At 64.9% G+C, this 17,710-nt stretch carries 19 protein-coding genes; 16 read left to right on the top strand and 3 right to left on the bottom strand.

Features of this window, described 5'->3' with window-relative positions:
• Positions 1–79 precede the first annotated feature (79 nt).
• Positions 80–1,201 (bottom strand): Gfo/Idh/MocA family protein, encoded by a 1,122-nt coding sequence (locus AABQ55_RS10105; RefSeq protein ID WP_272804922.1) that lies wholly within the window; start codon positions 1,199–1,201, stop codon positions 80–82.
• 213 nt (positions 1,202–1,414) lie between these two features.
• Here AABQ55_RS10105 and AABQ55_RS10100 point away from each other — a divergent pair, with 213 nt between their 5' ends.
• The 5 genes from AABQ55_RS10100 (at position 1,415) to iolB (ending at position 8,223) form a co-directional block, all read left to right on the top strand.
• Positions 1,415–2,272, top strand: coding sequence for a MurR/RpiR family transcriptional regulator (locus AABQ55_RS10100; protein ID WP_244770017.1), 858 nt, complete (start codon positions 1,415–1,417; stop codon positions 2,270–2,272).
• A 121-nt stretch (positions 2,273–2,393) separates the two neighbouring features.
• Positions 2,394–4,328: a bifunctional 5-dehydro-2-deoxygluconokinase/5-dehydro-2-deoxyphosphogluconate aldolase gene (locus AABQ55_RS10095; RefSeq protein WP_272804921.1), complete on the top strand. Its 1,935-nt coding sequence runs from the start codon at positions 2,394–2,396 to the stop codon at positions 4,326–4,328.
• An 81-nt stretch (positions 4,329–4,409) separates the two neighbouring features.
• Positions 4,410–6,260, top strand: coding sequence for a 3D-(3,5/4)-trihydroxycyclohexane-1,2-dione acylhydrolase (decyclizing) (iolD, locus tag AABQ55_RS10090; protein ID WP_272804920.1), 1,851 nt, complete (start codon positions 4,410–4,412; stop codon positions 6,258–6,260).
• A gap of 215 nt (positions 6,261–6,475) precedes the next feature.
• Positions 6,476–7,393 carry a myo-inosose-2 dehydratase gene (iolE, locus tag AABQ55_RS10085; protein WP_272804919.1) on the top strand — a complete coding sequence of 306 codons (918 nt, stop codon included), beginning with the start codon at positions 6,476–6,478 and terminating at the stop codon, positions 7,391–7,393.
• A gap of 35 nt (positions 7,394–7,428) precedes the next feature.
• The gene (gene iolB, locus AABQ55_RS10080) at positions 7,429–8,223 is read left to right on the top strand and encodes a 5-deoxy-glucuronate isomerase (RefSeq protein WP_272804918.1); all 795 of its coding nucleotides are present in this window, start codon (positions 7,429–7,431) and stop codon (positions 8,221–8,223) included.
• A gap of 121 nt (positions 8,224–8,344) precedes the next feature.
• Here the strand turns inward: iolB and AABQ55_RS10075 are convergent, their stop codons facing one another.
• Positions 8,345–9,373, bottom strand: coding sequence for an extracellular catalytic domain type 1 short-chain-length polyhydroxyalkanoate depolymerase (locus tag AABQ55_RS10075; RefSeq protein ID WP_272804917.1), 1,029 nt, complete (start codon positions 9,371–9,373; stop codon positions 8,345–8,347).
• 229 nt (positions 9,374–9,602) lie between these two features.
• Here AABQ55_RS10075 and AABQ55_RS10070 point away from each other — a divergent pair, with 229 nt between their 5' ends.
• From AABQ55_RS10070 to AABQ55_RS10055, 4 genes are all read left to right on the top strand, one after another.
• Complete coding sequence (locus AABQ55_RS10070; RefSeq protein WP_244770011.1) at positions 9,603–10,826, top strand: acyl-CoA dehydrogenase; 1,224 nt, start codon at positions 9,603–9,605, stop codon at positions 10,824–10,826.
• A gap of 116 nt (positions 10,827–10,942) precedes the next feature.
• On the top strand, positions 10,943–11,299 hold the full coding sequence (locus AABQ55_RS10065; protein ID WP_272804916.1) for a hypothetical protein: 357 nt from the start codon (positions 10,943–10,945) through the stop codon (positions 11,297–11,299).
• 127 nt (positions 11,300–11,426) lie between these two features.
• Entirely contained in the window at positions 11,427–11,855 is a 429-nt protein-coding gene (locus AABQ55_RS10060; protein ID WP_272804915.1) for a PilZ domain-containing protein, read from the top strand.
• Between the two features lie 125 nt (positions 11,856–11,980).
• A complete protein-coding gene (locus AABQ55_RS10055; protein ID WP_272804914.1) occupies positions 11,981–13,102 on the top strand; it encodes a pyridoxal phosphate-dependent aminotransferase in 1,122 nt (373 codons plus the stop codon).
• 76 nt (positions 13,103–13,178) lie between these two features.
• Here the strand turns inward: AABQ55_RS10055 and AABQ55_RS10050 are convergent, their stop codons facing one another.
• Positions 13,179–13,448 (bottom strand): SEL1-like repeat protein, encoded by a 270-nt coding sequence (locus AABQ55_RS10050; protein WP_024270734.1) that lies wholly within the window; start codon positions 13,446–13,448, stop codon positions 13,179–13,181.
• A gap of 466 nt (positions 13,449–13,914) precedes the next feature.
• Here AABQ55_RS10050 and AABQ55_RS10045 point away from each other — a divergent pair, with 466 nt between their 5' ends.
• The 7 genes from AABQ55_RS10045 to vapC all read left to right on the top strand — a co-directional run bounded on the left by AABQ55_RS10045 (position 13,915) and on the right by vapC (position 17,706).
• Positions 13,915–14,253 carry a DUF2147 domain-containing protein gene (locus AABQ55_RS10045; RefSeq protein ID WP_272804913.1) on the top strand — a complete coding sequence of 113 codons (339 nt, stop codon included), beginning with the start codon at positions 13,915–13,917 and terminating at the stop codon, positions 14,251–14,253.
• A gap of 345 nt (positions 14,254–14,598) precedes the next feature.
• Positions 14,599–14,763, top strand: a complete 165-nt coding sequence (locus AABQ55_RS10040) for a hypothetical protein (protein ID WP_244770006.1) — start codon at positions 14,599–14,601, stop codon at positions 14,761–14,763.
• Positions 14,764–14,794: 31 nt separating this feature from the next.
• Entirely contained in the window at positions 14,795–14,971 is a 177-nt protein-coding gene (locus tag AABQ55_RS10035) for a hypothetical protein (protein ID WP_244770005.1), read from the top strand.
• A gap of 121 nt (positions 14,972–15,092) precedes the next feature.
• Complete coding sequence (locus AABQ55_RS10030) at positions 15,093–15,413, top strand: YnfA family protein (RefSeq protein WP_244770004.1); 321 nt, start codon at positions 15,093–15,095, stop codon at positions 15,411–15,413.
• 114 nt (positions 15,414–15,527) lie between these two features.
• Positions 15,528–17,030: an AMP nucleosidase gene (locus AABQ55_RS10025; RefSeq protein ID WP_244770003.1), complete on the top strand. Its 1,503-nt coding sequence runs from the start codon at positions 15,528–15,530 to the stop codon at positions 17,028–17,030.
• 59 nt (positions 17,031–17,089) lie between these two features.
• Positions 17,090–17,320 (top strand): type II toxin-antitoxin system VapB family antitoxin, encoded by a 231-nt coding sequence (locus AABQ55_RS10020; protein ID WP_272804912.1) that lies wholly within the window; start codon positions 17,090–17,092, stop codon positions 17,318–17,320.
• Positions 17,317–17,706, top strand: coding sequence for a type II toxin-antitoxin system VapC family toxin (gene vapC / locus AABQ55_RS10015; protein WP_272804911.1), 390 nt, complete (start codon positions 17,317–17,319; stop codon positions 17,704–17,706). Before AABQ55_RS10020 ends, vapC begins: the two co-directional genes overlap by 4 nt.
• Positions 17,707–17,710 lie beyond the last annotated feature (4 nt).

Raw genomic sequence — 17,710 nt, 5'->3', positions numbered from 1 at the left:
TTGCCGAGAGTATTACGTATGGCCCCTGCCGTTTCAATGTGCGGCCGGCCGGATTTTTTTGACCCGGCCGGCGAGAACGTCATGCGGCGGCGATCTCGACCCAGCGGCCCTCGCGGAAAGATTGCGCCATGGCGTGCACCGATTTCTCGATGCGCAGGCCATGGTTGAAATCGATGGAATGCGAGGCCATGCCGGCGATGGCGGCGATCAGCTCGCGGCATTCGATGACCTTGAGATCGTTAAAGCCGAGGCCGTGGCCGGGGGCTGGAATGAACCGGTCATAGGGCTTGTGATGCGGGGCCGTCAGAATTGTGGAAAAGCCCTGCTCGCTCGCGCGGCCCGCCACCGTATAGAGCTGGAACTCGTTCATGCGCTCCTGGTCGAAGAGGATCGAGCCCTTCGAGCCGTAGATCTGCAGCGCGATGCGGCCCTTGCGGCCCCAGGCGGAACGGTTGGCCATCAGCACGCCGGAGATGCCGCCGGGAAGGCGCATCAGCACGCTGGCGATGTCGTGGTTCTCCACGGCGCGTCGGCCGCCCTCCTTCAGCGGGCGGTCGGCATAGGGCTTTGCCAGCGAGGCGATCACCGCCTCGACATGGCCGAACAGGCTCCAGAGCAGCGAAAGCGGGTGAACGGAGAAATCGTCGAGCGCGCCGTAACCGGAAGCGGCCTCGCTCTTCCAGTAGAACGGCGCTTCCGGATCGGCCATGAAATCCTCGTCCATCTCGACGCGGACATGGTTGACCGTGCCGATCGCGCTCTCGTCGATGAGGGAACGGATGTGCCGCATGACCGGGTTCTGGATATAGTTGTAGCCCATGACCGCGACCTTGCCGGAGGAGCGCTGGGCGGCGAGCATGCGCTCGGCATCGGCCAGCGCCGGCGCCATCGGCTTTTCGCACCAGACGTGTTTTCCCGCTTCCAGCGCGGCAATCGCCATCTCGGCGTGGAACTGGTTCGGCGTGGTCACCGAGATCACGTCGACCTCGGGATCGGCGAGGAGATCGCGCCAGTCGGCGGTCGATCTGGCAAAGCCGAATTCGCGGGCGCGGCTGGCGGCAAGCTCCGCATTGGCCTCGGCCAGATGCACGAGGCGCGGACGCTCCACGTCGCCGAAGACCGCGCTGACATTGTTCCAGGCAAGCGCATGGCACTTGCCCATGTAGCCGGTACCGATCAGTCCTATTCCCAAGGCCTTCATGCCGCCTCCTCCATCTGCCGGGGTTCCATTTCCACGCGCATGCAGCCGCAAAACCGCTACGCATTCGCGCCGGATTTGCTCTATACCTCGCCGTATATGCGTCTTCGGCACCATGCATAGCGGGAAAGATTTGGAACGAAAACTATCTTTTCTGAGAATATGGAATATTTATTTCGTTTGTCGCAGAATGGCCGCACGAGGGAGGACAGAACCATGAACAGCACCGAAGCGGCCCTTACACGCGTGCCCCGTGATTTCGACAGCCTGCGCAGCGTCATCATCGAGCGCAAGGTGAGCATGCCGAAGCGCCTGGCGCAGGTGGCGGCCTATGCGCTTTCCAATCCGGACGAGATGGCCTTCGGCACGGCGGCGAGCATCGCGACGGCCGCCGACGTGCAGCCCTCGACGCTGGTGCGCCTTGCCCACCACCTCGGCTATGAAGGTTTTTCCGACCTGCAGAACGTTTTCCGCGCCCGGCTGCGCGACCGCACGCTCTCCTATGAGGAGCGCCTGCTCTCCCTGGAGGCCGGGCCGGCGTCCAACAGCGACACGGAGCTGCTTTCCGGCTTTCTCACCGCCGCCAGCCAGTCCGTCGCGCGGCTTGCCAGCACCATCGACGGCGAGACCTTCTCCAGGTCCGTCGAGCTTCTGGCGCGGGCCGAGACGATCTATCTCGTCGCCAAGCGCCGCTCCTATCCGCTGACGGCGCACATGGCCTATGCGCTCGGCAAGCTCGGCATCCGCCACCAGATCATCGCCTCGCCGAACGGCATCGACGCCGAGATGACGCAGTTCGCCACCGCCAAGGATGCGGTGATCGCCGCCAGCTTCGCCCCCTATGCCGCCGAAAGCCTGACGCAGGCGCAGGAACTGGCCGCCCGCGGCGTGCCGATCGTCGCCATCACCGACTCGGTCTTCTCGCCGCTGGCCGCCTCCGCCACCCACTGGTTCGAGGTTTCCGAGGCGGACTATGCCGGCTTCCGCTCGCTCTCGGCCTCCATGGCGCTCGCCATGGCGCTGCCGGTCGCCATCGCCGAAAAGCGACGCAGCCTCAAGCGCGCCGCGAAGTGAAATGCTGTGGAATAAAAACGGAATGTATATTCCGAATTGACAGAATAATGGAATTCATGTTTCATTTTCCGCACGGACCGCCGCACCTTGAATGACGGCGCCGCGAGACCGGGAGGAAGACATGCCGCACACTGACCAGGGCCAGAGCCAGGACAAGACGCTCGACGTCATCACGATCGGCCGCTCGTCCGTCGATCTCTACGGCCAGCAGCTCGGCACGCGGCTGGAGGACACCGCTTCCTTCGCCAAATCCGTCGGCGGCTGCCCGGCCAACATCGCCATCGGCACCGCCCGCCTCGGCCTCAGGTCCGCGCTGATCACCCGCGTCGGCGACGAGCAGATGGGCCGCTTCATCCGCGAGCAATGCGCCCGCGAAGGCGTGAATGTGGAGGGCATCAGGACCGACAGGGAACGGCTGACGGCGCTCGTGCTGCTCGCCATCGAATCCGAAGGCGTCTCGCCGATGATCTTCGTGCGCACCGACTGCGCCGACATGGCGCTTAACGAGGGCGATGTGGACGAGGCCTTCGTGCGCTCCTCCCGCGCCGTGCTCGTTTCCGGCACGCATTTTTCCCGCCCCAACACCGAGGCCGCCCAGCGCAAGGCGATCCGCATCGCCAGGGAGAGCGGCGGCAAGGTCATCTTCGACATCGACTACCGCCCGAACCTCTGGGGTCTTGCCGGCCATGCGGAAGGGTTCGAGCGCTACGTGAAATCCGACCGCGTCTCCGCCATCATGAAATCCGTGCTGCCGGATTGCGACCTCATCGTCGGCACCGAGGAGGAGATCATGATCGCCTCGGGCGCCGACGACGTGCTCTCCTCGCTGAAGGCGATCCGCGCCGTCTCGGCGGCGACGATCGTGCTGAAGCGCGGCGCCATGGGCTGCATCGTCTATGACGGCCCGATCTCCGACGACCTGGAGGACGGCATCGTCGGGCAGGGTTTCCCCATCGAGGTCTACAACGTGCTCGGCGCGGGCGATGCCTTCATGTCGGGCTTCCTGCGCGGCTGGCTGAAGGGCGAGGATCACAGGACCTCCGCCACCTGGGCCAACGCCTGCGGCGCCTTCGCCGTCTCCCGCCTGCTCTGCTCGCCGGAATATCCGAGCTGGGACGAACTCGCCTTCTTCCTCGCGAACGGCAGCAAGCACCGGGCGCTGCGCAAGGACGAGGCGATCAATCACATCCACTGGGCGACCAACCGCAAGCAGGACGACATCCCGCTGCTGATGGCGCTTGCCTGCGACCACCGCATGCAGCTCGTCGACGTCGCCGACGAGCTGAAGGTGCCGCACGAGAAGATTTCCGAATTCAAGCGCCTGACCGTCAAGGCCGCCGCGCGGGTTGCGGACGGCCGCCCCGGCTACGGCATGCTGATCGACGAGCGCTTCGGCCGCGACGCCTTCTTCGACGCCGCGACGCAGAATTTCTCCTGGCTCGGCCGGCCGGTCGAGCTGCCGGGCTCCAGGCCGCTGCGCTTCGAGTTCAGCCAGGATATCGGCTCGCAGCTCGTCGAATGGCCGCTCGACCATTGCATCAAGTGCCTGTGCTTCTATCATCCCGACGATCCGGCCGCGCTCAAGACGGAGCAGCAGGAGAAGCTGCGCGCGCTTTTCGAGGCCGCACGCCGCGTCGGACGCGAACTGTTGATCGAGATCATCGCGGGCAAGAACGGGCCGCTCAAGGATGATACGGTCTCGACCGCACTGCAGGAGCTCTACGATCTCGGCATCAAGCCGGACTGGTGGAAGCTGGAGCCGCAGGCCTCCAGCAGCGCGTGGGAGAACATCGAGGCCGTCATCGCGAGGAACGACGCCTATTGCCGCGGCATCGTGCTGCTCGGCCTCGAAGCGCCGACCGAGGAGCTGGTGAAGGCCTTCGAGGCGACCAGGGTGGCGCCGGCCGTCAAGGGCTTTGCCGTCGGCCGCACGATCTTCGTCGACGCCGCCCGCGCCTGGATGGCCGGAAAGATCGACGACGAGGCGGCGATAGCGGACATGGCCGGCCGCTTCCGCGCGCTGACCGACGCCTGGCTGCGGACGCGCGGCCTTTAAGGGACAGGGCAATCCCGCAAGACGCGTGGCGGTTCGCCCCGTCAGGGATTGCGGCAATGAAGAGAATTCGGGAGGAAGACCATGGCAAAGACGATCCGGCTGACGATGGCGCAGGCCGTCGCGCATTTCCTGAAGGCGCAGATGACGGTCGTGGATGGCAGGAAGGTGCCGATCTTCGCCGGCGTCTGGGGCATTTTCGGCCACGGCAACGTCGCCGGCATGGGCGAGGCGCTCTATCAGGTGCGCGAGGACCTGCCGACGCTGCGCGCCCACAACGAGCAGGGCATGGCGCATGCGGCCGTCGCCTTCGCCAAGGCGAGCTTCCGCCAGCGCTTCATGGCCTGCACGACCTCGATCGGCCCCGGCGCGCTGAACATGATCACCGCGGCGGGCGTCGCCCATGTCAACCGCCTGCCCGTGCTGTTCCTGCCCGGCGACGTCTTCGCCAACCGCATTCCCGATCCGGTTCTCCAGCAGATCGAGAATTTCGGCGACGGCACCGTCTCGGTGAACGACGCCTTCCGCTGCGTCTCGCGCTATTTCGACCGCATCACCCGGCCGGAGCAGATCATCCCCGCGCTGAAGCGCACCATGCAGGTGCTGACCGATCCGGTCGATTGCGGGCCGGTGACGCTCTCGCTCTGCCAGGACGTGCAGGCCGAAGCCTATGACTATCCGGCGAGCCTCTTTGCGGAGAAGGTCTGGACGCACCGCCGGCCGCGTCCGGACAGCGACGAGCTTGCCGCCGCCATCGCCACGCTGCGCAAGGCGGAAAAGCCGCTGATCATCGCCGGCGGCGGCGTGCTCTATTCGCAGGCGACCGCCGAGCTGAAGGCCTTTGCCGGCATGCACGGCATTCCGGTCGCCGTCACACAGGCCGGCAAGTCGGCGCTGCCGGACGACCATCCGCTCTGCATGGGCTCGATCGGCGTCACCGGCACCTCGGCCGCCAATGCATTTGCCGAGGAGGCGGACGTCATCCTCGCCGTCGGCACCCGCATGCAGGACTTCACCACCGGCTCCTGGGCGCTTTTCAAGAACGACGCCGTGACGATGATCGGCCTCAACACCGCCGCCTTCGATGCCGCCAAGCACAACAGCCAGCCGCTCGTCGCCGATGCGCGCGAGGGCCTGACGCTGCTTTCCGAGGCGCTCGGCGGCTGGAAGGCGCCGGCCGCGGTGGAGGCGGCCGCAAAGTCGCGCAAGGACGAATGGATGGCCGCCGCCAGCCGGGCGACCGCCGCCACCAATGCCGCCCTGCCCTCCGATGCGCAGGTCATCGGCGCGGTGCAGCGCGCGATCGGCGGCGACAATTCGGTTCTCGTCTGCGCCGCCGGCGGCCTGCCGGGCGAGTTGCACAAGCTGTGGCGGGCCAACAGGCCCGGCGGCTACCATATGGAATACGGCTTCTCCTGCATGGGCTACGAGATCGCCGGCGGCCTCGGCGTCAAGCTGGCGCGGCCGGAGGCCGATGTCGTCGTCATGGTCGGCGACGGCTCCTACATGATGATGAACTCCGAGCTGTCGACCTCCATCATGCTCGGCCAGAAGCTGACGATCGTGGTGCTCGACAACCGCGGCTACGGCTGCATCAACCGGCTGCAGATGGCGACCGGCGGCGCGAACTTCAACAACCTCCTGAAGGACTCGATGATCGAGACGATGCCGGACATCGACTTTCGGGCGCATGCCGAGAGCATGGGCGCGGTCGCCGTCAAGGTCTCCTCCATCGCCGACCTCGAGACGGCCATCCAGCAAAGCAAGGGCAACGACCGCACCTCGGTGATCGTCATCGACACGGACCCGCTGATCACCACGAAGGACGGCGGCCACTGGTGGGATGTCGCGGTTCCGGAAGTCAGCGCGCGCGACGAGGTCAACAAGGCGCGCGAGGCCTATGTGAAGGCGCTCGAAGCCCAGCGGATCGGTTAGGCAGTGCCGTGGAACACCCCCCTCTGCCCTGCCGGGCATCTCCCCCTCAAGGGGGGAGATCGGCAAGGGGAGAAGCATCGCTCAAACTTAGACGTCAATGATCGGCGAAACGGTTACCCCATCCAAATCTCCCCCCTTGAGGGGGAGATGCCCGGCAGGGCAGAGGGGGGTATCGCAACCAAATATTTAGCCCTTCTTTCCAAGGAGATTTTTCGATGAAAGCCAAACTCGGCATGTCGCCCATCGCGTGGTGGAACGACGACCTTCCGGAGCTCAGCGACGACGTATCCCTGGAAGAATGCCTGCGGCAATCCCGCATCGCCGGCTTCACCGGCATGGAAAAGGGCCGCCGCTTCCCCGAGGATCCGGCGGTCATGCTGCCCATCCTGCGCGCGGCCGACGTGACGCTGTGCGGCGGCTGGTTCTCCGGCACGCTGGTCGACGAGGAGCTTGCGGTCAACAAGGACCGCATCCTCCCGATGATCGAGCTGTTCAAGGCGGTCAACGCACCCTGCATCGTCTATGGCGAAGTCGGCCGCTCCATCCAGGGCGACCGCTCCAGGCCGCTCGCCACCAAGCCGCGCCTTTCCGACGACGAGATGAAGGCCTATGGCCGCCGCCTCACCGAATTCGGCGAATGGTGCGCCGGTGAGGGCATGCCGCTTTCCTACCACCATCACATGGCCGCCGTCGTCGAGACCGAACCGGAGCTCGACGCCTTCATGAAGAATTCGGGCGAAGGCATTCCGCTGCTGCTCGATGCCGGCCATCTCGCCTTTGCCGGCGGCGACGTGCTGCGCGCCATCGACAACCACCACGCCCGCATCAACCACGTCCACGTCAAGGACATCCGCCGGTCCGTGGTGGACGGGCTCGACCGTACGAAACAGTCCTTCCTCGACGCCGTGGCGCTCGGCGCCTTCACCGTTCCGGGCGACGGCTCGCTCGATTTCGGCGCCATCGTCAAACGTCTCGCCGATCATGGCTATGAAGGCTGGTTCGTCGTCGAGGCCGAGCAGGACCCGCGCAAGGCGCCGCCGCAGAAGATGGCCGAGGTCGGGCATGCGGAATTGATGCGCGTCATGACGGCGGCGGGCTATACCGTGGAGACGGAAGGGTTTCCGAAAGGATAACCCTTCCCCCGATGCCGACTGAAAGGAAAAAGCCCATGTCGACCCTCATCATCAAACCCGAAGGCAACCATGGCCGCGTCAGCCATGTGACGCCGGAAAGCGCCGGCTGGACCTATGTCGGCTTCGACCTGCACCGCATGAAGCCGGGCGAGATCCTGGCAGCCGAGACGGGAAGCCGCGAGGTCTGCCTCGTGTGGATCTCCGGCAAGGGCAAGGCGACGGCGGCGGGCGAGGATTTCGGCATCCTCGGCGAGCGCATGAGCCCCTTCGACGGCGCCCCGCACGCGCTCTACATCCCGGCCGATTCCAACTGGTCGGTGACGGCGGAGACGGACCTGGAACTCGCCGTCTGCTCGGCGCCGGGCGGCGGCGACTACAGAGCCAAGGCCATTCCGCCGGGCACGCATCCGAAGGTCAGCCGCGGCAAGGGCTCGAATGTCCGGCATGTCCACAACATCATGCCGGAAGACGACAATTCGGCCCATTCGCTGCTCGTCGTGGAGGTGATCACGCCGAGCGGCAACACCTCCTCCTACCCCTCGCACAAGCACGACCAGGACAACCTTCCGCACGAAAGCTTCCTGGAGGAGACCTACTACCACCGCCTCAACCCGCCGCAGGGCTTCGCCTTCCAGCGCGTCTATACGGACGACCGCTCGCTCGACGAGGCGATGGCGGTGGAGGACGGCGACGTGACGCTGGTGCCGAAGGGCTACCACCCCTGCGCCACCATCCACGGCTACGACCTCTATTATCTCAACGTGATGGCCGGGCCGAAGCGGGTGTGGAAGTTCCACAACGCCAAGGAGCACGAGTGGCTGCTCGCCTGAGGAAGTCCCTCACGCATAAACCCGCTTTACCCAATGGCCATCCTCTCTCGGGGCGTGGATGGTCGGGTCAAGCCCGACCACGACGGAGGAGAGGTGGTGAAGCGGCCCAGCGTGGTGACGGCTACCGCTTCCACCTGCGCGTCAGGCCCCAGGCCCTGGCGATCTCCAGCGTCGAGGAAAAGCCGGCCTCCAGCATGAAGGGCTCGGTCGCGGCGGCGTAACCGCCGCCCTCGCCGCGTTCCACCGGCGTGCCGTGGCCCATGCCGTCGATCTCGTGGAAGGTGACGAGAGGCCTTCCTTCCTTGTCCGGCCAGATGCGCGTGCGGCGGCCCTTCATGCGCTTTTCCACGAAGGCCTCCTTCGGCAGGCGATAGAGGTCGCGCCATTGCTCGACCAGGGCGAGGCCGTTCGACAGGGCGACGGTTTCATCCGCCGTGCCGTGCCAGATGGAGATGGCCGGCTTGCGCGAGATGCGTGGGGAGACGGTGCGCACCAGCTCGCTCCATTCGCGCGGGCTCCTTTCCGGCGCCTCGCCCATCGCGTCGAAGGCGCGGGTGGCGTCGCGCGCGGCGCCGAAGGGCAGGCCGGCGATGATCGCGCCGCCGGCAAAGAGCTCGGGATAGTTGGCAAGCATCGCCGCCGTCATCGCGCCGCCCGCCGAAAGGCCGGTGATGAAGACGCGCTCCGGATCGCTTGCCGCCCGCCCGGCCGCATAGGCCACCATCTGGCGGATCGACATCAGCTCGCCGCGGTCGCGCGTCACCTCGCTCGGCCGGAACCAGGTGAAACAGCGCCGCGGATTGTTCGCCTCGCGCTGCTGGGCATAGATGACCGAAAAGCCGCGCTCTTCCGCCAGCGATGCCCAGCCGGCCGCGCGATCGTAGCTTTCGGCATCCTGCCGGCAGCCGTGCAGCACCAGAACGAGCGGCCGTCCGGCCGGAAGGTCCTCCGGAATATGCTCGAACATCAGCAAGCAGCCCGGATTGCTGCCGAAGCCGGTGACTTCGGCAAGCCGGGAGGCGCCGGGCGGGCGGCGGCGGGCGGCAGGCGCCTTGCGCTCGGGGTTGCGGTGAAACGGCCAGAACAGGTCTCCCAGCCGCGCTTCGGTCGGCAGCAGCCGCTCGACCGATCGCTTGAAGCGGTCCCGCATGCTTGGCCTCTCTTTCGTGGAATTGCTCATCGTCAGGTTATTTGCTCATCAGGCGGGGCAGGATCAAGGCGGAACGGGAAAAATGCGGGGGACGGCTCATTCTCCAGGCTCATGAGGGCATTCATAAATAGCCAAAGCGTTTGCCGATCCGGTTCGTTCCCGACCTTTCGGAGAGGGGCAAGCTGATGTAGCACTTCTGCAACGACAAAACCGCGACAGGAGGACATCCATGAGCGAGCATCACAGCGCCACCCCGCAGCAGGCCCGCGCCAAGATGGCGCCCTTCGACTGGGCAGACCCCTTCCTCCTGGAAGACCAGCTCACCGACGAAGAGCGCATGATCCGCGACACGGCCCGCGCCTATTGCCAGGACAAGCTCGCAGCGCGCGTCACCGAGGCCAACCGCCACGAGATCTTCCACCGCGAGATCATGAGCGAGATGGGCGAACTCGGCCTGCTCGGCCCGACGATCCCGGAGGAATATGGCGGCGTCGGCGCCAACTACGTCTCCTACGGCCTCGTCGCCCGCGAAGTCGAGCGCGTCGATTCGGGCTACCGCTCGGCCATGTCCGTACAGTCCTCGCTCGTGATGCACCCGATCTTCGCCTACGGCACGGAAGAGACCCGCAAGAAGTACCTGCCGAAGCTTGCCTCCGGCGAATGGGTCGGCTGCTTCGGCCTCACCGAGCCCGACCACGGTTCGGACCCCTCCTCCATGATCACTCGCGCGAAGAAGGTCGACGGCGGCTATCTCATCTCCGGCGCCAAGAACTGGATCACCAATTCGCCGATCGCCGACGTCGCCGTCGTCTGGGCGAAATCCGACGCGCATGACAACAAGATCAAGGGCTTCGTGCTGGAACGCGGCATGAAGGGCTTCGAGACGCCGAAGATCGAGGGCAAGTTCTCGCTGCGCGCCTCGGTGACGGGCATGATCATGATGCAGGACGTCTTCGTGCCCGAGGAGAACCTGCTGCCCGAGGTCGCCGGCCTTGCCGGTCCCTTCGGCTGCCTCAACCGCGCCCGCTACGGCATCGCCTGGGGCGCCATGGGCGCCGCCGAGTTCTGCTGGCATGCCGCCCGCCAGTATACGCTCGACCGCAAGCAGTTCGGCCGGCCGCTCGCCGCCACGCAGCTCATCCAGAAGAAGCTCGCCGACATGGAGACCGAGATCGCCCTCGGCCTGCAGGGGGCGCTGCGCCTCGGCCGCCTCTTCGACGAGCACCGCGCCCCGGCCGAGCTCATCTCGCTGATGAAGCGCAACAATTGCGGCAAGGCGCTCGACATCGCCCGCGTCTCGCGCGACATGCATGGCGGCAACGGCGTGTCCGACGAATACGGCGTCATCCGCCACGTCATGAACCTGGAGGCGGTCAACACCTACGAGGGCACGCACGACATCCACGCCCTCATCCTCGGCCGCGCCCAGACGGGCCTCCAGGCCTTCCAGTAAGCCGCAGCCCTTTACCCATCCGGCGGCCGCTCGTTCAAATGCGAGCGGCCGCCTTCACCTTTCCTCCATCCCGTTTCGATACAATCGGCAGCGAGCCACAGGAGCGGGAGGGAGCCATGCCCCTCAAACACGTCCACGACCAGCTTCGCCTGCGCCACCCCAAGCGCAGTTTCGTCCAGTATCGCATCGACAGGCCGGGCTTCGTCACGCCGATCGGCCACCATCTCAGCACGGCGATGCGCTACACCTGCCTCATCCGCAGCATTTCCAGCGCCGGCGCGGTGCTCTCCATCAACAAGACGCTGACCCTGCCAGAAAACTTCTACCTGGAGATCCACGGCATCCGCGACGAGATCCCCTGCACGGAGTTCAAGCGCGACGGCGAGGAGCTGGTGGTGCGCTTCAACATGTTCCTCGACACCGACTTCCTCGACCTCGTGCTCGGCCGCGCGCCCCAGGACCACGACGCCTGAGCGGCGCCTCTTGCGGAAGATCGAACGTCTAAACTTTTAAGCATTTGTTTTAATGAAACAAAATACTCGCCTGCGACACTCTGCCCGTCTCTGTCGGACATGACGTCCCCTTTGGGAGAAAGCGGCAATGAGTGACGACGCCAAGAAGCGCTCCGGCGCGGGCCTCTACGAACGGAAATGGGAGCGGTTCGCTGTCAACCGGCAGGGCATGCTGATGACCGTCGGTTTCGACCTGATGGCGCCCAAGACGCGCCACTGCAAGCTGATCGACATATCGCTCGGCGGCGCGAGTTTCACCGTCGGCACGACGATCGGCCTGCCGCTGCACTATTACCTCTCCATCGTCGGCGTCGCCTCGCGCATCGGCTGTGCGGAGGTCTACCGCAACGACAACCGTATCGGCGTTCAGTTCATCAAGGAGATCGACGAGGAGCTCCTGCGCATGATCGTACGGTCCGATTATTTCACCGGCGGCATCACCGGCCGCCTCAAACAGCCGGAACGGCGCTACATGGTGGGCATCGAGAAGGGCGGCGTCGGCTCGGCCACCAACTGATCGTTTCGCGTCACGACATTATTGGCTAGGCTGCCCGCCGGGAACCGATTCCGGCGCCGCGCCTTCCCGGCGCATCGGCCGCGGCGGCGTCCCGCATCCGTGTCGATCGATCCCAGGCAGGCCCCATGTCCGCATTTTCCCGCTTCACCGCCCTCGCCCAGTCCCTGCCCGCAACGGTGCCCTTCGTCGGGCCGGAAGCCATCGAGCGCAACCGCGGCCTTGCCGTGCGCGCCCGCATCGGCGCGAACGAGAGCGGCTTCGGCCCGGCGCCGTCCGTCCTGGCGGCGATCAGCGCTGCCGCCGGCACGACCTGGATGTATGCCGATCCGGAGAATTTCGACCTTCGGGAGGCGCTTGCCCTTCATCACGGCATTTCGCGCGACAACATCGCCATCGGCGGCGGCATCGACGGGCTGCTCGGCGAAATCGCGCGGCTGGTCATCGAGCCGGGCACGCCGGTCGTCACCTCGCTCGGCGGCTATCCGACCTTCAACTACCATGTGAACGGGTTCGGCGGCCGGCTCGTCACCGTGCCCTATGTCAAGGACCGGGAGGACCTCGACGGCCTTCTCGACGCCGTGCGGCGGGAGAATGCGCCGCTCGTCTATTTCGCCAATCCGGACAATCCGATGGGGAGCTGGTGGGATGCCGACAGCGTCGTCTCTTTCGCGCGGGCACTGCCGGAAACGACGCTGCTCATTCTCGACGAGGCCTATGGCGAGACGGCGCCGGCGGGCACCATTCCCCCGATCGGCGCGCTGATCGGCCAGCCGAACATCCTGCGCATGCGCACCTTCTCGAAGGCCTACGGCCTTGCCGGCGCGCGGATCGGCTATGCGATCGGTACGCTCGGCAATGCGCAGGCCTTCGACAAGATCCGAAATCATTTCGGCATGGCCCGGATCTCGGTCCAGGCGGCGCTCGCCGCGCTGAAGGACCAGGCCTATCTTGCGGACGTCATCGCCCGTATCGGCGCCGCCCGCGAGCGCATCTCGCAGATCGCGCGGTCCAACGGCCTTGCTCCCCTCGCCTCCGCCACCAATTTCGTCACCATCGATTGCGGCCGGGACGGCACCCACGCCCGCGCCATTGTCGATGGCCTGATGGAACATGGCGTCTTCATCCGCATGCCGGGCATCGCCCCCCTCAACCGATGCATTCGCATCAGCGTCGGGCCGGATGACGATATGGCGTTGCTGGAGGAGGCATTGCCGCTGGTTTTGAAGCGAATAGCGAGTAGTGAATAGCGAATTGGGGGCATTGCCGTCTCCACGGTCTTCTTTACGCTTCCCTATTCGCTACTCCCCATTCGCTATTCGCCCATCAATGAACCGTCATCCACTCGCGCGCTGCACGCAGCGCCAGGGCGAGGTCCGTCTTCGTCATCGTCGCGGCAAGGTCGGCGCGCAGCTCCGCGGCGCGTTCGCAACCCTTGATGGCGGCGATGTTGAGCCATTTGTGCGCCTGCACCACGTCGACGGCGCAGCCGCGGCCGGTGGCATACATGAGGCCCATGTCGCAGAAGATCTCGGCGCGGTTCTCGCCGCCCGTCATGGCGGCCGTTTCGGTGTTCTGAAAGTCAAAGCGTGCCATTTCGATTGTCCCTGTCTACCTGGTTTTCTGCTCGTATTGTCCTGTTTTACCTGCCCTTTCGGGCCTCCTAGGGCGCCTGCCGTCTTCAGCGGCCTTGGTCTTCCTTCGGAGTTTTGCCGGCGGGTTTTCCCTGCTCGTCTTATGGCTCCACTATGCCGCGGACCTTTCAAAATGCGCTTAAAATGCATGCTTAATTTGAGACAAACAAAGTCCAAACGCTTGGTAAAATTGGGTTTTCGTTAAACATCAGAGGCGCTGGAAACCGCCGCATTCGCTTCAAAATTTACCGATTGTTCAACCGGCGATTTCAACCTTTCGCTAACCACGCAAACCGGTCGGGTTTTTCCGCAATGCAATTCTTCGGGTCGCCGACGCCGGAAAAACGCAAGCAGATCCATTCTCCGCGCATATTTACCTTTACGTTCGCGTAAGATATTGTCGGCGCGCATTCTGGAGGAGGAAGAGAATGAACCTGAAGACATGGATCGCCGCCGCCCTGTTCATCGTCCCGGGCGCGGCCCTTGCCGCCGAGCCGATCGAAGGCACCTGGAAGACCGCCAGCGGCGAGACCGCGGCGATCGCCAAATGCGGCGGCAGCTTCTGCATCACGCTGAAAACCGGGAAATTCGCCGGCAAGCGCATCGGCAAGCTGGAGGGCGCCGGCGCGGACTATACCGGTTCGATCACCGATCCGGCGGCCGACAAGACCTATAGCGGCTCCGGCTCGGTGAGCGGCAATTCGCTGAAGATGAAGGGCTGCGTCCTGAAGGTGCTCTGCAAGTCGCAGACCTGGTCGCGGCTTTGAACCGCAAGGATTGAGGAAACCGGCCGGCGCCCGGGCGCCGGCATTCGGCTGTCCGCGCGACTTTCAGCACGCCGTCAGGGCCTGCTTGCCCTTGCCCGGGCCAATCTGCATCTCCACATGAAAGTACCGGCTCCCCGGCCGCATGCCGGGCTCACAGCCGCCCGGGCTGGCCAATCCCCCGCCCGATCAGGGCCGCTCCCGGCATGCCCGCCTGCCCCCGCTCAACGCCCTCCCGAAGCCCGATCACAGCTTTCCTGAACGGGAGATGAACCGGCCTCTCAGGGAGCGTTCAGTCCCGCAATGCGACAAGGGTCACACTGAAACATGTCAATGAGGGACGACACCATGGACATCCTCGCACGCCGTCTGACGATCATCACCCTGCTGATGGCCATTTTCGCGATCATGCTCGCCGCCGCCGTCGAGACCGACTACCGCCGCAGCACGCACAACACGACCGGCAAGTTCGTCGCCTGCGCGACGCCGGACATGTGCCGCGCCTCGCTCTGACACTTCTTCCAAGACACCTGGACACGCCGAGATGACGACCGCCCTTGCCCATACCTGCGCCACCGCCATGCGCATCCTCGCCCTCTCGGCGATGATGATCGCCCCGGTCGGTGCGCTCGCCTGGAGCAATGCCGGCGGCCTCGGCATCGAGAAGCAGGGGGCGGGCCTCGTCCTCTTCGTCACGCTCCAGCGCCAGTCGATGAGCTGAGAATACGCTTTGCCCTCCCGCCATCCGTGCTAAACGGGTCAGGCCAGCGCTTTCCCTTTCCCGTCGTCACCGATCCGAAACGGGCAGGCGCAAGTCGACATGCCTGAGCCCGGAGCCGCGGATGAAATCCCTCCTTGTCTTTTCCCTCGCGGCCCTTGCCGAGATCGCCGGGTGCTTTGCCTTCTGGGCCTGGTGGCGGCTCGACAAGTCCATCCTGTGGCTTGTTCCCGGCATGGCCTCACTCGCGCTTTTCGGCTGGCTGCTGGCGCAGGTCGACAGCGCCTTTGCCGGGCGGGCCTATGCGGCCTATGGCGGGGTCTATATCGCCGCCTCCCTCCTCTGGCTCTGGTTTGCCGAAGGGCTTCGCCCCGACCGCTTCGACGTGGCCGGCGCGGCGCTGGCGCTCGTCGGTGCCGGCGTCGTCCTCGCGGCCCCGCGCTAGGGCCAATCGCCCTTCAGCCCGGGCCGGCCTCGGCTGAAGGGCGATTGGTCCCGGGGCTTGCGGGCGCGCCGAACTTGTCGTTTGCTTGTCAAAAAACAACACCTATAGTGATTCATGAGCAAACGAATCTTCTCCCCCAAGCCTCTTTCCTTCGCGACACCCGAGCCCTACGAGCCGCAATCCTTCGAGGATTCCACGGCCGCCGTCGATGCCCTGCAGGCCCTCTACGACCGCAACACGACCTTCCTGACCGACGCTTTCGTTTCGCTCGGCAGGAACGGCACGCCGGACAAGCGCTTCCGCGCCTGCTACCCCCAGGTCTCCATCGAGACGACCAGCTTCGGCCATGTCGATTCCCGCCTGTCCTACGGTTACGTCGCCTCGCCCGGCGTCTACACGACCACCATCACGCGGCCGAAACTCTTCCGGCACTATCTCAAGGAACAGCTCGGCCTTTTGATGCGCAACCACGGCGTTCGTGTCATCGTCTCGGAATCGACGACCCCGATCCCGCTGCACTTCGCCTTCGGCGAAGGCGCCTATGTGGAGGCGGAGATCGCCGAGGGCATCGAGCTTCCGCTGCGCGATCTCTTCGATGCGCCGGACCTCACCACCACCGACGACGAGATCGCCAACGGCGCCTATGAGCCCGGCCCTGGCGAACCCTCGCCGCTCGCGCCCTTCACCGCGCAGCGCATCGATTATTCGCTCGCCCGCCTCAGCCACTACACGGCGACGAGCGCCAACCATTTCCAGAATTTCGTGCTCTTCACGAACTACCAGTTCTATGTCGACGAATTCTGCGCCTGGGCGCGCCTGCAGATGGCCGAGGGGGGCAACGGCTATACGGCCTTCGTCGAGCCCGGCAACATCATCACGCCCGCCGGCGCCGACATGCCGGAGACCGACCTGACGCTCGCCCGCCTGCCGCAGATGCCGGCCTACCACATCAAGAAGAAGGGCCATGGCGGCATCACGCTGGTCAATATCGGCGTCGGCCCCTCCAACGCCAAGACGATCACCGACCATATCGCCGTGCTGCGTCCGCATGCCTGGCTGATGCTCGGCCATTGCGCGGGCCTCAGGAACAGCCAGACGCTCGGCGACTACGTGCTCGCCCATGCCTATGTGCGCGAGGACCACGTGCTCGACGACGACCTGCCGGTCTGGGTGCCGATCCCGGCGCTCGCCGAGGTGCAGGTGGCGCTGGAAAGCGCCGTCGAGGAGGTGACGGGCCTCGAAGGTTATGACCTCAAGCGCATCATGCGCACCGGCACCGTGGCGACGATCGACAACCGCAACTGGGAACTGCGCGACCAGCGCGGCCCCGTCAAACGCCTCTCCCAGTCCCGCGCCATCGCGCTCGACATGGAATCGGCCACCATCGCCGCCAACGGCTTCCGCTTCCGCGTGCCCTATGGCACGCTGCTGTGCGTTTCCGACAAGCCGCTGCACGGCGAATTGAAGCTGCCGGGCATGGCGACGGCGTTTTACCGGACGCAGGTGAACCAGCATCTGCGGATCGGGATCCGGGCGCTGGAAAAGCTCGCCGGCATGCCGACGGAGAAGCTGCATTCACGCAAGCTCAGGAGCTTCTTCGAGACGGCATTTCAGTGACGTTGTGAGCGATCGTGCCCTGGTGTATAATCACTCGTCTTTATACACACGAGGCCACCATGCGTACGAACATCGATCTTGATGACGACTTAATCGCAAAGGCGATGGAGCTGTCAGGCCTACCGACAAAAAAAGCGACCGTCGAACTCGCGCTTCGCCAATTCGTTGAAAATGGCTACCGACGGCAAGCTTTTGATGAGTTGTGGGGAATCGGGTGGGAAGGCGACCTCGACGCGATGCGAACCGATATCGACCCTGATGAGGACTTCGGTAAAGACGCGGCACAATGATCATTGCCGATAGCTCGGTCTGGATTGCGGCTATCCGTGGAATCTTGACGCCCGAAACCGCGCGACTCAAAATCTTGTCTACCGGTTCCGATGTCATCATGGGTGACATCATTCTTCTGGAGGTTCTCCGGGGAGCAGAGAACGACCGACATGCCGCAAACATTCAGAAGAGACTGGCGCGGTACACGGTCGTGCCCATGCTCTCTCCGGAGATAGCCGTCAAAGCCGCGAGCAATTATCGCAAACTGCGTTCAAAAGGCATCACCATCCGCAAGACGGCCGACCTCATTATCGGCACCTATTGCATGGAGCATGGCCACAGCCTGCTCCATGCCGATCGCGATTTTAATCCGATGGCCGAGCATCTCGGCCTTCGAATCGCTTAAAACC

Origin of the sequence: Shinella sp. WSD5-1 (genome assembly GCF_963942435.1) — a bacterium.
In the GTDB taxonomy this organism is placed as follows: Bacteria; Pseudomonadota; Alphaproteobacteria; order Rhizobiales; family Rhizobiaceae; genus Shinella; species Shinella yambaruensis.
The sequence above is the reverse complement of the archived record's forward strand: the minus strand, read 5'-3'. Positions and strand labels throughout refer to the sequence as shown.

What these genes read in the sequence shown, in the direction of transcription:
- AABQ55_RS10075 (WP_272804917.1), bottom strand. Translation starts at nt 9,373, where the DNA reads ATGCGGGACCGCTTCAAGCGATCGGTCGAGCGGCTGCTGCCGACCGAA.
- AABQ55_RS10030 (WP_244770004.1), top strand. Translation starts at nt 15,093, where the DNA reads ATGAAATCCCTCCTTGTCTTTTCCCTCGCGGCCCTTGCCGAGATCGCC.
- iolD (WP_272804920.1), top strand. Translation starts at nt 4,410, where the DNA reads ATGGCAAAGACGATCCGGCTGACGATGGCGCAGGCCGTCGCGCATTTC.
- AABQ55_RS10045 (WP_272804913.1), top strand. Translation starts at nt 13,915, where the DNA reads ATGAACCTGAAGACATGGATCGCCGCCGCCCTGTTCATCGTCCCGGGC.
- AABQ55_RS10060 (WP_272804915.1), top strand. Translation starts at nt 11,427, where the DNA reads ATGAGTGACGACGCCAAGAAGCGCTCCGGCGCGGGCCTCTACGAACGG.
- AABQ55_RS10035 (WP_244770005.1), top strand. Translation starts at nt 14,795, where the DNA reads ATGACGACCGCCCTTGCCCATACCTGCGCCACCGCCATGCGCATCCTC.
- AABQ55_RS10105 (WP_272804922.1), bottom strand. Translation starts at nt 1,201, where the DNA reads ATGAAGGCCTTGGGAATAGGACTGATCGGTACCGGCTACATGGGCAAG.
- AABQ55_RS10040 (WP_244770006.1), top strand. Translation starts at nt 14,599, where the DNA reads ATGGACATCCTCGCACGCCGTCTGACGATCATCACCCTGCTGATGGCC.
- AABQ55_RS10055 (WP_272804914.1), top strand. Translation starts at nt 11,981, where the DNA reads ATGTCCGCATTTTCCCGCTTCACCGCCCTCGCCCAGTCCCTGCCCGCA.
- iolE (WP_272804919.1), top strand. Translation starts at nt 6,476, where the DNA reads ATGAAAGCCAAACTCGGCATGTCGCCCATCGCGTGGTGGAACGACGAC.
- AABQ55_RS10050 (WP_024270734.1), bottom strand. Translation starts at nt 13,448, where the DNA reads ATGGCACGCTTTGACTTTCAGAACACCGAAACGGCCGCCATGACGGGC.
- AABQ55_RS10100 (WP_244770017.1), top strand. Translation starts at nt 1,415, where the DNA reads ATGAACAGCACCGAAGCGGCCCTTACACGCGTGCCCCGTGATTTCGAC.
- AABQ55_RS10065 (WP_272804916.1), top strand. Translation starts at nt 10,943, where the DNA reads ATGCCCCTCAAACACGTCCACGACCAGCTTCGCCTGCGCCACCCCAAG.
- AABQ55_RS10095 (WP_272804921.1), top strand. Translation starts at nt 2,394, where the DNA reads ATGCCGCACACTGACCAGGGCCAGAGCCAGGACAAGACGCTCGACGTC.
- iolB (WP_272804918.1), top strand. Translation starts at nt 7,429, where the DNA reads ATGTCGACCCTCATCATCAAACCCGAAGGCAACCATGGCCGCGTCAGC.
- AABQ55_RS10025 (WP_244770003.1), top strand. Translation starts at nt 15,528, where the DNA reads ATGAGCAAACGAATCTTCTCCCCCAAGCCTCTTTCCTTCGCGACACCC.
- AABQ55_RS10070 (WP_244770011.1), top strand. Translation starts at nt 9,603, where the DNA reads ATGAGCGAGCATCACAGCGCCACCCCGCAGCAGGCCCGCGCCAAGATG.
- vapC (WP_272804911.1), top strand. Translation starts at nt 17,317, where the DNA reads ATGATCATTGCCGATAGCTCGGTCTGGATTGCGGCTATCCGTGGAATC.
- AABQ55_RS10020 (WP_272804912.1), top strand. Translation starts at nt 17,090, where the DNA reads ATGCGTACGAACATCGATCTTGATGACGACTTAATCGCAAAGGCGATG.